The 13,332-nt window shown below is 63.3% G+C and carries 9 protein-coding genes; 5 read left to right on the top strand and 4 right to left on the bottom strand.

All coding sequences use genetic code 11. From position 1 onward, the window contains the following. From ACPEE1_RS08435 to tenA, 3 genes are all read right to left on the bottom strand, one after another. Nucleotides 1-1,668, bottom strand: coding sequence for an efflux RND transporter periplasmic adaptor subunit (locus ACPEE1_RS08435; RefSeq protein ID WP_423935939.1), 1,668 nt, complete (start codon nucleotides 1,666-1,668; stop codon nucleotides 1-3). 733 nt (nucleotides 1,669-2,401) lie between these two features. After that, entirely contained in the window at nucleotides 2,402-2,641 is a 240-nt protein-coding gene (locus ACPEE1_RS08430) for a hypothetical protein (RefSeq protein WP_423935937.1), read from the bottom strand. 238 nt (nucleotides 2,642-2,879) lie between these two features. Continuing rightward, the gene (gene tenA, locus ACPEE1_RS08425) at nucleotides 2,880-3,545 is read right to left on the bottom strand and encodes a thiaminase II (protein WP_260719923.1); all 666 of its coding nucleotides are present in this window, start codon (nucleotides 3,543-3,545) and stop codon (nucleotides 2,880-2,882) included. 156 nt (nucleotides 3,546-3,701) lie between these two features. On the opposite strand from tenA, the gene ACPEE1_RS08420 reads away from it, so the two are divergent. From ACPEE1_RS08420 to ACPEE1_RS08405, 4 genes are all read left to right on the top strand, one after another. Continuing rightward, complete coding sequence (locus tag ACPEE1_RS08420) at nucleotides 3,702-4,580, top strand: DUF3626 domain-containing protein (RefSeq protein WP_116925938.1); 879 nt, start codon at nucleotides 3,702-3,704, stop codon at nucleotides 4,578-4,580. A 76-nt stretch (nucleotides 4,581-4,656) separates the two neighbouring features. Beyond that, the gene (locus ACPEE1_RS08415) at nucleotides 4,657-5,904 is read left to right on the top strand and encodes an NAD(P)/FAD-dependent oxidoreductase (RefSeq protein WP_423935934.1); all 1,248 of its coding nucleotides are present in this window, start codon (nucleotides 4,657-4,659) and stop codon (nucleotides 5,902-5,904) included. A gap of 231 nt (nucleotides 5,905-6,135) precedes the next feature. Beyond that, a complete protein-coding gene (gene rpsU, locus ACPEE1_RS08410; protein WP_007833691.1) occupies nucleotides 6,136-6,348 on the top strand; it encodes a 30S ribosomal protein S21 in 213 nt (70 codons plus the stop codon). Between the two features lie 151 nt (nucleotides 6,349-6,499). After that, entirely contained in the window at nucleotides 6,500-6,946 is a 447-nt protein-coding gene (locus ACPEE1_RS08405; protein WP_021027649.1) for a GatB/YqeY domain-containing protein, read from the top strand. 104 nt (nucleotides 6,947-7,050) lie between these two features. Here the strand turns inward: ACPEE1_RS08405 and ACPEE1_RS08400 are convergent, their stop codons facing one another. Further along, a complete protein-coding gene (locus ACPEE1_RS08400) occupies nucleotides 7,051-10,320 on the bottom strand; it encodes a hypothetical protein (RefSeq protein WP_423935925.1) in 3,270 nt (1,089 codons plus the stop codon). Between the two features lie 651 nt (nucleotides 10,321-10,971). On the opposite strand from ACPEE1_RS08400, the gene ACPEE1_RS08395 reads away from it, so the two are divergent. Next, entirely contained in the window at nucleotides 10,972-13,290 is a 2,319-nt protein-coding gene (locus ACPEE1_RS08395; RefSeq protein WP_423935923.1) for a PKD domain-containing protein, read from the top strand. Nucleotides 13,291-13,332 lie beyond the last annotated feature (42 nt).

Raw genomic sequence — 13,332 nt, 5'->3', positions numbered from 1 at the left:
TTATGGGTTGGCGCGCTGGGCGGGTTGCACGGTGGTGGCCGCTGGCGCCATGCCCTTGGGCACATCCTCAGGTTTGATCGCCGGTGCGGTCTGGCCGGATGGCGTGGAAGGGGTTGATCCACCTGAACCGCTGGCGCCACCTGAACCACTGGCGCCACCGGCAGCCTGGTCCGGGTTCACCGCAGGGGCTGCGGCGCTGGGCTGGCCGGCATTGGGCTCGACGGCAGCGCCGCCGCCACCAGTGCCCGCAGCCACACCATTACCTGCCGCACCGGGTGCGCCCGATGCGGGGCCACCATTGGCGCCGCGGCGCCCGCCGCCCTCGCGCGGGCCACCTTCACGGGGGCCGCGCCGGCCACTGCTGGCGCCATGGGCCTGCGTGGGGGTGTCGCCTTGCAGGGCGACCACGGCGCCATCCTTCAAGCGGTCGGCGCCCTCGGTCACTACCAACTCGCCTTCCTTGAGGCCGGAGTTGATGGCCACCCATTCGACCGTGCTCATGCCCCGGATGACGGTGCGCTGGGTCACGGTGCGGTCCGCATTGATCACATAGACAAAATCGCCATTGCCGCCGGTGCGGATGGCGGTGACCGGCACCACCAGCGCGCTCTCGTCCTTCAAGGTCAGGCGGGTGTTGACAAACTGGTTGGGAAAGAGCGAGCCGTCGCTGTTGTCGAACCGGGCCTTGGCCTTGACGGTGCCCGTGGCGGTATCGACCAGGTTGTCCAAGGTCAGGAATACGCCCTGGGCCAAGGTCTTGTTGCCCGCGCGGTCCAGCACTGCCACCGGTAGCCGGGCATCGGTCTTTTGCGCGCCCAGCACCGCGGGGATATGGTCTTGCGGCACGGTAAAGCTCACATCGATCGGCGCAATCTTGGTGATGACGGCGATGCCGGTGGTGCCGCCCGCGCTGATGTAGTTTCCCGCATCCATCGTGCGCAGACCGATGCGGCCATCGATGGGTGAGGTAATGCTGGCATAACCCAGATTGAGCTGGGCGGTCTGCACCTGGGCCTGGTCGGTGAGCACCGTGCCTTCGAGCTGCTTGGCCAGCGCGGCCTGCGTGTCCAGGTCCTGGCGGGCAATCGAATCCTGGTCCCACAAGGTCTGGTAGCGCTTGAGCGTCACGCGCGCGGCATCGAGCTGCGCCTGGTCGCGTGCCAACTGGCCCTTGGCCTGCTGCAGCGCTTGCTCAAATGGGCGCGGATCAATCTGGGCGAGCTTCTGGCCCTTCTTGACCATCTGGCCTTCGGTGAACAGCACATCGCGCAGAATGCCCGAGACCTGGGTGGTCAGGGTCACCGTGGTGGTGGGCACCACCGTGCCCATCGCCGTCAGGGTGACGGGCAGCGTTTGGCGCTTGGCCGCCGCGCTGCCAACGGTGACGGCCATCGCGCGCATCGCGCCAGGGCCCATGCCAGGAGGGCCGCCTGCGCCCGGTGGGCCGCCCATGCCGGGCGCGCCCGCTGTCATGCCGCTCGGGTTCTTCTTGCTTTGCACCAGGTACCAGGCCCCACCTGCCAGCCCCGCCACCAGCACGATGGCGATCGTCGAGCCCAGCCAGCGGCTGCGGCGCTTGGGTGCTGCTGCAGCACCGGATTTCAGCCCGGCGTCTGCCGCGCCGGGGGTTGGGGTGGGACGGGTGGAATTATTGGAGTTATGGTCCATGGCAGCAATCGGTAGAGGTGAGTTACAGCAGCGGCCTGGGGCAAAGCTCCACCATCGGCACCTGCATGTAAAGAATGACCGCATCCTAGTGCAGCCATGTTGCACCTGCCCTGTACCGACTGCGAAGATAAGTAAACGCCACCGCCGCCAGCCCCGAGTCTACTGAGATTCCGTGGCAGCACGCCGTTGGCAAGGCTGTTGGACGCGCAGGTTTTTTGCGGTGCGGTTGCTTCGCTGCCTGCAGCCGGCCATCGCCATTCCTGGCGCAGCAAAGCGCAAGCCAGCCAACATGCGCGCAGCGCCCCACCAGCTTGCGGATCACCCCAGGCCTGCGCGTCGCGCGGCAGTCGCGCGTTGTCCCCAATGCACGGGCACAATGCTGTGGAAAGCTGTGAAGAAGCTTGTAGATAAGCAAGGCAAGCCGCTGATTTCTAAGCCAAATGCCAACCATGCTCAAAATTGAGGCATATGGGGCCTGGGCGCGTCATTCGCGCAGTTTCAACGCGCCTGCACTACTGGCCCTGGCCTCTTCTGGCACTGGAACGCCGCTATTTCAGCGCATCACCGCGTTGTCCCCAGTCCGTGGGCACAATGCTGTGGAAAGCTCTGTGCACAGCTGTAGATAAGCCACCCAAATCGTTGAAAATAAAACAAAAAGAGTGCCATGATGAAAAAAAAGGCAGCCTGCTTGGACTGCCTGGGGTGTCGCTGCTCGGCGCAGGTGGGGTGGGGATCAGGCATCGTCGCGCTTGATCAGCTGCAGGCCCTGCGCCGTAATGGTGAGATGGCCATCGCGCTGCTCGACCAAGCCGCGCTCGAGCAAACGCTTGGAGACATGCGCATGCAGCGCATCCTCCACCGAGATCGATTCGCCCAGCTCCAGCTTCTTCAGCACGGCCAGCTCATCGACCGTGGGTTCATACACGGGGGCGTGGTAGGTGGTATGGGTGTGGGCAGCGTTGGTAGACAACATGGCAACTCCTTCTAAGGTTGCGATGCGTGCGTGTAGGCCTCGGGCTCGCTCGGGGTCTGCGCGTTGGCGCATCTGATCAATGAATGCCACGAAGCGTAAGGCGGTTTTTGGCAGGCGCCTGTAGGCGAATACCGCCAGCCTATCGCGACCGGATGCAGCATTGCATAACTTTACGCCCGCGCTGCCCGGGCCTTACAGCCGGCGCAGCGTGCGGCAGCGCCCCAGGCTTCAGCGCAGCTTAGCGTGTCGGCCAGCTTCCCAATTGGTAGGCGCTGTCCCAGAACATCCATTCAAGTTCAGCGCTGTAGCGGTAGGCCTCGGCCATGCGCGTGCGCGTGGCCGAGTCAGCGGTGTCGGCCACACGGTCGATCGTGGCGATGACGCCGCGCACCGCCGCATGAAACTCCTCACTGGCGTAGGTATCCACCCAGGCCTGGTAGGGGTTGCCCGGCTGGGAGCGGGCATGGATGTCGCGCCCCACTTCGGCATAGATCCAAAAGCAGGGCAAGAGCCCGGCCAGCGCCACCGGGTAACTCTGCGACCAGCTGTTGGCCAGCAAAAAGCTCGTGTAGTGGTGGCAGGCCGGCGTCAGTGGCGTGGCGGCAAAGTGCTGCGGCGTAATGCCGAAGTCGCGCATAAAGCCATCGTGCAGCTTGCGCTCCTCGGCCACCGCCTCATTGGCGGCATTGGCAAACTGCACCACGCCTTCTGCCTGGTCGGCCTTGGCGGCAGCGACGGCCAGCGCACGGCCATAGGCCACCAGGTAATGCGCATCCTGGATCATGTAATGGCGAAAGCGCTCGACCGACAAGCTGCCTGCCGCCAGCTCGCGGTTGAAGGGATGGTCCAAGGTGCGCTGGTACAGCGCCTGGTTGGCTTGCCACAAGGCCTGGCAAAACGACATGCAAACTCCTCAAGAGATCGGGGATAAGCGCTGATTGTCGGCCAGCGCCGGGCCGCTGGGCAGTATCCAACCCCAGAACAGCCAGGGCATACATGCAGCGCAGAACCGGCTACGATCCATCCACTGCAGTCCCTGGACCTTCAACCGAACCTGCCCATGCCCAGCCCCACGCCCTTGTTGACCGCCGCCCAGCAGCAAGCCCTGCAGGCCGTGCAACGCCGTGGCGGCCCGGTGCGCGAGCACGCACTTGCACCCGCTTCAATTCACGTCCACTTTCATGCCGACTGGATCGTGCAAGGCCAGCCGCTGCTGGCGCTGCTGTGCCAGCAAGGCCGCTACCTGTCGCAGTTTGAGAGCGGCCGCAGCAATGGCAGCTACAGCCCCCAGCCCCAGGGCGAGCGCTGGCAGTGGGAGGACCAGCAGTTTGCGGGCGCCTACAACCACGCCGATCCCGCCGAGCGGCCGGTGTACGGCGCCGTCGATCTGGCGCCCTTGGGCCACCCCAGCCACCAGGGTTATGGCGCCGCGCCCCGCTTTGGATCGGCGTATCTGCAGCTGCACCGCGCCGCCACCGCGCGCAGCAGCTTTTGCGACCCCGACAGCTACTGGCAGCCCCGCCATGTCGGGCTGTGGCAGCAGATGGACTGGCAGCAGCTGCAATGCCTGCAACTGGCCGACCCGCTGGACCACTATGTCGAGGCCCAGCTGCATGGCGGCCTGGTGCTGGCGCGCGATGTGGCGGCCATCTGGCTCGACCCCTGCTACCGCAATACGCCGCTGGCGCAAGCCGTGCAGACTTCCGGTCTGCCCTTGCGCTTTCACGCCGGCTACCGGCTGCTGGCTGACCAACTGGCGCAAGCCAGCCTGTACCGGGGCGCCGAGGTGGCCGAGGTGCTGGCCGATATGCTGCAGCATGCGCCAGGTGGGCTCACCCCAGCCGATCTGGGCCAGGCCCAGGCCTGCCATCGCTACCCGGCAGCACTGCTGAAAAAGGCCTGGCATTGCATAGCCCACCTGGGCAGGCAGTCGGGTTAGAGCCGCATCACCGATAATCGCTGCTTTTGTCGGCGCAGGCACTCAATTGAGAGGCCCAGCCATCTTCCGGATCCGCATGCCTTCTCCCGCTCCCACCCACCTGTTCGATACCGTCATCATTGGCGCAGGCGCTGCCGGCCTGTTTTGTGCGGCGCAGGCGGGCCAGCGCGGGCTCAAGGTACTGCTGATTGACCATGCGGCCAAGGTCGCAGAGAAGATCCGCATCTCGGGCGGCGGGCGCAGCAACTTCACCAACCGCGATCTGGATGTGCGCCAGCCGCACCGGCACTTTGTCGGCCAGAACCCGCAGTTCTGCCGCTCGGCACTGTCGCGCTTTGGGCCGGCCGAATTTGTCGCGCTGGTCGACAAGCACGGCATTGCCCACCACGAAAAGCACAAGGGCCAGCTGTTTGCGGACCATTCGGCCGAAGACATCATCGCGATGCTGCTGGCCGAGTGCCGCGCGGGCGAGGTGACCCACTGGCAGCCCTGCGCTGTCAACGCCGTTGCGGCGCTGGATGCCGATGCCCAAGGCCAGCGCTTTCAGGTCAGCACCGCCCAGGGCACGGTGCACTGCCGCCACCTGGTGGTTGCCACCGGCGGCCTGTCCATCCCCAAGATTGGTGCCACCGACCTGGGCTACCGCCTGGCCCAGCAGTTTGGTCTGGCACTGGTGCCGCGTGTGCCAGGCCTTGTGCCGATGACCTTCGATGGCAGTGCCTGGGCGCCCTATGCGCAGCTGGCGGGCCTGGCCTTGCCGGTGGTAATTGGCACCGGCAGCAAGAAAAACCGCATGACATTCAACGAAGACCTGCTGTTCACGCACCGGGGCCTGTCGGGGCCGGCCATCCTGCAGATCTCGAGCTACTGGACGCCCGGCACACCCATCGACATCAACCTGGTGCCTGAGGTGGATGTGGCCGAGCAGCTGCTGTCGGCCAAGCAGCGCTCGCGCAAGCTGATTGCCAATGCGCTGGCCAGCCTGGTGCCCGCGCGCCTGGCCGATGCCTGGGTGGCGCAGGATGCCGAATGGCAGCGCCCGATTGCCGAGGCGAGTGACAAGGCCCTGCTGCGCCTGGCCGAGCGCCTGACGCGCTGGGAGCTGACCCCCACCGGCACCGAAGGCTATAGAAAGGCCGAGGTCACCGTGGGCGGTGTGGACACGCGCGAGCTGTCGCAGCAAACGATGGAGGCCAAGAAGGTGCCGGGCCTCTACTGCATTGGCGAGGTGGTGGATATCACCGGCTGGCTGGGCGGCTACAACTTTCAATGGGCCTGGGCCAGTGCGGCCGCCTGCGCAGCGGGCATGGCAGAAAGCCAATAACAGCAGGACGCAAGGCAAGATGCAGGAGAGCAACAGCGCAGGTCTGGCTCCCCGCTTGCAAACCGCGACCCTCTTGCTTTTGGATCAAAAGCCGGATATAATCTCCCCTCTTTGCTGGCAAAGCCCTGTCTGCCAATACTAGTCAATATGACAGGGCAAAACCGCCATTCAAGGCTTTGGGGCGCGATCTTCCCCAAAACCCGCTGTTGGCACCAATGGAAACATTAGCTAATGACGACTATCCGTGTAAAAGAAAACGAACCCTTTGACGTTGCGCTGCGCCGCTTCAAGCGCACCATCGAAAAACTGGGCCTGCTGACCGACCTGCGCGCTCGCGAGTTCTACGAAAAGCCAACTGCTGAGCGCAAGCGCAAGAAGGCTGCTGCCGTCAAGCGCCACTACAAGCGCGTTCGCAGCATGCAACTGCCCAAGAAGCTGTACTGATCGCAGCTCTCACAGGCCTGACGCAATTTGCCCAGGCTGTGACACCACCCGCGCTCGGGACGCCAGGCGCGGGTTTTTTGTTTTCTGGCCATCGCCAGATTTTTCAGGCAGACCGCTGCTTGCGTCGACGGCCTGCCAACAGGAGCCTGTTATGAGCTTGAAAGCACAAATCACCGAAGACATGAAGAACGCGATGCGCGCCAAGGACACGGAACGCCTGGGCACCATCCGCTTGCTGCAAGCTGCGATGAAGCAGAAGGAAGTCGATGAGCGCGTCGAGCTCGATGACGCGATGGTGATCGCCATCGTCGACAAGATGATCAAGCAGCGCAAGGACAGCATCGCCGCATTTGAAACTGCCGGCCGCCAGGACCTGGCCGACAAGGAAAAGTCGGAAATCGAGGTCATCAAGGCCTACCTGCCAGAGCGCATGTCCGCCGAAGAAGTGACCGCTGCGGTCCAGGCCATCGTGGCGGAACTGGGCGCCTCGGGCCCTGGCGACATGGGCAAGGTCATGGGCGCCGTCAAGACCCAGCTGGCGGGCAAGGCGGACATGGGCCAGGTCTCTGCCGCCGTGAAGGCTGCACTGGCCCCCTGATCGCCGGGAGGCAGGCCCCGGGTATGGGGCTGCCCGGAAGACAAACATCAAAAAAACCACTGCAGCACCGAGCGGCAGTGGTTTTTTTGTGGGCGCTTTGCCGCTCAGTGGCGGCAGCGCTGGCGCATGCGGCGCAGGCCCAGCGCAGCGGCCCCGCCCAGCAGCAGCGACATCAGCAGCTGCCCCGCCAGCGATACCGTGGGTACCGCCACCGGCGCGGGCAACGGTGTCGGGTCTGGATCCGGAGTGGGGTCAGGGTCTGGAGTCGGGTCAGGTGTGGGATCGGGCGCAGGTGGGTCCACATCGATGGTGTTGCTGTAGACCTCATCCTCGTCCTCACTGCTGCAAGGCGCGCTGCTGCTGCACTGGGCCGCATCGCTTACCCGGGCCAGATTGCGAACATGCGCAGGTGCCGTGGCCGTGATCCGGGCCAGTACCGCATAGCGCACGGTTTCGCCGCCTGCCAGCGTCACGCCGGTGCAACCCGATGGGCTGCAGACACCTGCGGCGCTGTGGCCCCCAACCTCGGTCGCAACAATCTCGGTCACCACCATGCCGCTGGGCACATCGTCCCATTGCAGCTCTACGGGCATGCCGCCTTCATTGCTCAGCGTCACCACATAGCGCGTGCTGCTGCCTTCCAGCACCTGGCTCACGCCATTGCTTTTGAGCACGGTGATATGGGCGGGGGCCAGCACATCAGTGCGCGCCTGGGCACAGCTGTCGGCAGGCAGGCAGGCAGCGCCCGGCACAGGCGGCTCGCTGCCCCCCAGCGGATCGATGGCGGCATGGTTGGTGATGCTGCCGGCCTGCGCTGGCGCGATGGCATGCAAGCCAAAGGCAACATGGCCGCCTTGCTCCAGCGCGGCATCCAGCACCAGCTCGCACTCCAGCGGCTCGCCACTACAGACCACCGATGTCACACCGGCACCGGGCGAGGCACCCGTCAGGCGCATGCCATCGGGCAGGGCCTCAGCGACCACCAGCGTTTGCCCGGCGGCAACGGCCGTCTGGCCGCTGTTGCCAATGCGGAACTGGTAGTCCAGCGCCTGGCCCGCTTCCACCGTTGCCGCGGCCGTCTTGCTCAGCGTCAGATGCACGGGGCTGCGCAGAGAGTCGGTATCCGTCACTGTGCAGGGGGATGCTGCCGTGCAGTTCGCCCCCGTCAGCGTGGCCGTATTGCTGACCGTGGCATCGGCACGGCCCTCCACCAGCGCCGTGACCCGCGCCCGCACCTGGTAGCTGACGCTGGCGTTGGCGGCAACCGTGATGCCGTTGCAGCCCATCGGTGCCTGCAGGCTGCAGCTGCCGGCATCACTGGGCGCTGCGGCCGCCAGCGGCGTGATGGCCTCGATCTCCATGCCTTGGGGGCTGTCCAGCCAGGCGAGGCCGGCAGCGGGCATGCCGCCGCTGTTGGTAATGGTGACGGTATAGCTGCTGCTGGCGCCTTCGGTCAGCGTATCGACACCATTGCTCTTGTGGATGCTGACAGCGGCTGGCAGCACGATGGCATCGCGGTCCTCGGCGCTGCAGCTGTTGCCGCCGCTGCAGGTAGCGCCACTCAAGGTCACCGCATTGCGAGCGCTGTCCACACCCACCTCGCCGGTGACGGTTGCCTGCACCGCATAGACAATCGATTCGCCAGCCGCAACGGCGATATCCGAGCAACCACTGACGGTGCATAGGCCGGCCTCGCTGTTGGCGCCCACCGTCGTGGCGCTGATGCGCTCAATAGCCAGGCCCACCGGGCTCTCTGCCCAACGCAGGCCCGCAGCTGCACTGCCGCCGGTGTTGCGCACAACCACCTGGTAGACCGTGCTGGCACCCTGTGCCAGCACATCCACGCCATTGCTCTTGCTGATCTGCATATTGGCCGCCGTCACCACCTGGTCAGTATCGGTGCTGGCGCAGCCGCTCACCCGCTCGCTGGTGCAGGTGCCGCCCTGCACCACGGCCTTGTTGCTGACCGAGGCGCCTGCAGCTACGGTAGCATTCACTTTTGCGCTGACGATGTAGACGATGGATTGACCCGCAGCCAAGGTGATGCCGGTGCAGCCCGTGGTGCTGCAGGTTCCCGCCACACTACCGGCCCCCACGCTGCCCGCGCGGATACCACTGACCGCCAGGCCGCTGGGCACATCGCTCCAGCTCAGGCCCGCGAACGCGGTCGCTGCGCTGTTGCTCAGGGTCACGCTGTAGGTGGTCTCGGCGCCCACGGTCAGGCGGTCCACCCCATTGGTCTTGACCACACTGACCGAGTCGGCGGCCACGATCAGATCCGCATCGCTGCTGCTGCAACTGGCGGGACTGCCGTTGCTGCAGTTGGCGCCGTTCACAACGGCGGTGTTCGATGCCATCGTACCCACCAAGCCGGTCACCTCCGCCTCCACGCGGTACGTGATCGATGCACCCGGCGCCAGGCGCAGGCCCGTGCAGCCACTGCTATTGCAGACACCGGAATCGCTGCCCGCGCCCACGGCACCGGCCTCAATACCCAGCACGCGCAGGCCTTGGGGCAGATCCTGCCAGGAGACATCGCTGGCCAGCGAGCCGCCGGTATTGCTGATCGTCACGGTGTAGACCGTGCGACCGCCTGCGGTCACGGCTGCGGCCGCATTGGTCTTTTGCACGCTCAATGCCGCGGGGGTGCTCACGGCCTCCTGGTTGTAGGCAACAAAGGCAATGTCGGAGTCGCCGCTCAAGGCCTGCACAAAGCCAGCCACCCGGCCCATGTTCTGCGGCGTGATGCCAAAGTCGGCGAAATAGTAAGCACGTATGCGCAGATCACGGCTGCCATCACCGACCGAGGACTTGGTGTGGTTGGGGTTCCAGAACTGCCAGTTCTGCCGGGCGACGACCGGCACGCTGCTGAGCGCGATGCTGACGCTGTTCCCCACGACCGCGCCCGTGTCGTCGATGAAATAAAAGGTGTCGGTCTTGCTCGATGGCTGACCGACCTGGGTCACCAGCACATCGGGCACATCATCCGTCGTGGACTCGGGATTGCCCACGCTCGCACTGAAGCGCAGCGAGCTCGCCGGGATATTGAACAAGGCCGTGCTGAGATCGAGCCCATGCACGCCGTCAGACAGGTAGGAGGCCCGGGTTTTGGAGATGTCGTAGCTCGCGCTTTGCGCGATGGCATTGAGACCACCCGTAGCCGGGAGCGAGCTGGCGTTGGGCGTAAAGCCCTGGAAGACCGCCGGCTCAAAAGCCCCGGTCAGCACCGCATCATTGACCCCGGTCGAGTAGCGCACGCCCCCGGCCGTGAACGCCAGCAGATCGTTGTTCCCATTGGCTGCAGGCGCCGTGGCGGCGTTGCTGGTACTGGCCGTCCAGCGGTTGCCGTTGAAGCTGCCCCAGACAGCAGTCACATTGTCTGCCGCATGTGCCACGCCCTGCCCCAGCACCAAGCAAAGCCCCAGCAAGCCATGCATCCGCCGCGCACCCTGCGCCCACCTATTCACTGAACCCATCACACCTTGACCGTTCTTGTTGAAAACACCGACACCGAAATGCCAAGACCCTGAAGCCTGTGCAGCATCAGGGCCTGTGTCCATCAGTTGAAATTCAAAAAATATATTAACTTAATCAATTATCAAAATAAAGCCTTTGATTCCATGTATTCACTTTGGTTAACAAAGACTGAAATTTGGCCTGGGCCCAACCTTGACTGAAATCAATAAATTTCAATAGGTTATTTATGTATCATTTTATTTCACAACTCAATACACCAGCAAGATTGCGGTGTATGCGCATGGCGCCTGGCCTGTGAGAGCCTTTAGCAAGCGGCGTTCGGTCCCACAGGATGGATGCAGGGCCCGAGGAAACTGACATCGAACCAGCCAGCAAGCGTCTGGCCCTGTGTGCACTGACCTTCAAATGCAGAAATTGGTAACGATTCCCTGCAAAATCCTTGGCTTTGCCGCCATGCTTTTACAATGCTCGGTTGGCTGTAGGCTTCCATGACACACAGCTATGCGGTCGGTGCCGACTGCCTTGTTTCACTTCCTATGAATACACCCATGCGACTGATCTCCAAAAGCATCACAGCTGCGCTGATATCTTGCGCCGTCTCCGCAGGTTGGGCTGCCAACACCATTGCGCCACAGAACGGAAACTGGATCATTGCCGACGAATTGGGCGGCAAGCCTGGCCGCGGCATGGGCATTGATGTTCAGGATGGCGTCTTTCTGATGCAGCTGTACAACTACAACAAGGACGGCAGCGCCACCTTCCATATGGCTACAGGCGCAGTGATTGACAACAAGGTGGACGCACCCCTCAAAAAGTACAAGGATGGACCTTACTTTGGCAGCGGCCGCCGTGATGGAGCGGAAGCTGAAAATGCCGGCAATGTGAAGATCGAATTCACCAGCCGTACTACCGCCACGATCCAGCTCCCTGGCGAAGAGCCCAAGTTGATGCACCGCTTCAACTACGAAAGCACGCCGGAAGACCAATGGTCCGACCCAGCCTTTGTCGAGCGTTGGGCCATGGTGGCGATGGATGCTGATGGCAAACCCACATCGACCTTCTTTGCCGATACCGCGATTGGCACGCAGATGGCCATGGTTCCGAACATGGCTGCCGGCTGGCCCTACAAATCCAGCAGCAAGTTCACGGTGCATACGCTGGACTTGGCCACGCCCAACAAGCATGGCTTCATGGAATGCGAGTACCTGGGCTCCAACATGGAATTCAGCTGCGTCGGCGAGCAAGTGGACACCAGCTCAGGCAGTTCTGTGCGCAAGCCCATCAGCCTGGTCATGCAGCGCAGCATTGACGACCTGCAAGGCACCTTGACCCTGGATGGCAGCGACACCAAGGTGATGGGCGCCCGGGTGGAACAAACGGCGTACGCCATCGAAGAGAGCAAGGTCGTCACGCGCGCCTACTTCCGCCGCAATTCGCTGCCTGAAGCGGGAACCTGGATCATCAGCAATGAAGTCACCGGCAAGGCGGGCCGTGGTATTTCGCTGGATCTGCAAAAGCCGGTGGGCAGCAAGCACCTGCTGTTCATGCCCATCTACAACTACGACGAAAAGGGCAATGCCACTTTCCACATCGGCATGGCCACCCACAGCCCCAGCGCGGTCAATCCCTCCTTGCCTGCCATCCCCGTGATGAAGTACAAGGGCGGTCGCTACTTGGGAGGCCCTGCACAAGACGGTGTTGAAGATGTGTATGTCGGACCGGAGCAGATCACCTTCAATACCACAGCGACCGGCCTGATTCAATTCCCCAAGGAAGATCCTGTCAATTTCAAGCGTTTTTACTTCGGTATTGACCAAGACCGCATCGACAGCCTCGTCGGCACTTGGGCGCTGGTGCCGCATGCCGGCGCTGTCAAGCATCGCATTCTCAACCTGAAGAAAACCGCCAGCGGCGTAGTCGAAGACAAGGATGCCGGATACACCTGCACCGTGTCTTACTGGCTGGATCTGCGCTTTGTCTGCGAACCCAAGACGGTCACTGCTGACCAGCAGCGCATTCGCCTGGGTGCGGGTTTTTATGGTGCTGCCCGCGCTATTTTGGGCGACGGTGGCTCCCTCCCCGACAGCTCGCCCGAATTGACCGCTATCCGCATCACCGACGCCCAAGGCAATCTGGTACAAGGCGGCCCCCTCTACCCTGTGGACGACGAAGGCAACAACCCTGGCAACGGCGAGGCTGCTGCACCTACCGCCCAAATCGGCACGGTGACCGGCGCAGTCGAAGGCGGGACGGTGACCTTGGAAGGCAGCGGCAAAGCTGCGGCCGGTAAACGCCTGACCTACAAGTGGACGCTGAGCGCTGCCCCGGCAGGCAGCGAGGCCCAACTGAAGTCTGTCGACACCATCAGCCCCAGCTTTGTCGCCGACAAGGCTGGCAGCTATGTGATCACGCTTGTGGTCAATGATGGCAGCAAGGACAGTGCCGCAGCCAAAGTGACGGTAACCGTCATGCCCAAGGACGGTATTCGCCTGTTGCGTGACGATGACTCCGCCGCATCGGGCCAGGCGCTGAGCTGGCCATACACCGGCTCGTCAGAGATCAGCGCTAGCGTAGCTTGCGTCGGTGCTTGCGAGAACACCTACAAGATTGCCCAATACAAGCTCCAAGTCAATGGCGCCAACTACACGATTGCCGACCTCAAAGCGACCAACCTCACTTCGGGCTCCAGCGTCAAAGCGTCTTTTGAAGGTCTGGCTGATGGCCAAGTGGTCACTTCGGACAAGCCAGTATCCTTTGCGCTGCGCAGCGCCTATACCAATGGCAAGACGGTGAATCTGAAGTTCAGCTTCACGATCAAGGAAACCGGTGAGGCCTTCACCTACACCAGCACCTTCAAAACCAATTGAGGTCTGCTGGCGGGAAATCCATGGCACGGTGACATCCGCGCT

The sequence above is a fragment of the Comamonas sp. 23 genome (genome assembly GCF_049601575.1).
Classification (GTDB): Bacteria; Pseudomonadota; Gammaproteobacteria; order Burkholderiales; family Burkholderiaceae_C; genus Comamonas; species Comamonas squillarum.
Note: the sequence above shows the minus strand (reverse complement) of the source record. Positions and strands in the feature narration are given on the sequence as shown.

Coding starts and splice junctions, on each gene's coding strand:
- ACPEE1_RS08435 (WP_423935939.1), bottom strand. CDS start 1,668: ATGGACCATAACTCCAATAATTCCACCCGTCCCACCCCAACCCCCGGC.
- ACPEE1_RS08430 (WP_423935937.1), bottom strand. CDS start 2,641: ATGTTGTCTACCAACGCTGCCCACACCCATACCACCTACCACGCCCCC.
- tenA (WP_260719923.1), bottom strand. CDS start 3,545: ATGTCGTTTTGCCAGGCCTTGTGGCAAGCCAACCAGGCGCTGTACCAG.
- ACPEE1_RS08420 (WP_116925938.1), top strand. CDS start 3,702: ATGCCCAGCCCCACGCCCTTGTTGACCGCCGCCCAGCAGCAAGCCCTG.
- ACPEE1_RS08415 (WP_423935934.1), top strand. CDS start 4,657: ATGCCTTCTCCCGCTCCCACCCACCTGTTCGATACCGTCATCATTGGC.
- rpsU (WP_007833691.1), top strand. CDS start 6,136: ATGACGACTATCCGTGTAAAAGAAAACGAACCCTTTGACGTTGCGCTG.
- ACPEE1_RS08405 (WP_021027649.1), top strand. CDS start 6,500: ATGAGCTTGAAAGCACAAATCACCGAAGACATGAAGAACGCGATGCGC.
- ACPEE1_RS08395 (WP_423935923.1), top strand. CDS start 10,972: ATGCGACTGATCTCCAAAAGCATCACAGCTGCGCTGATATCTTGCGCC.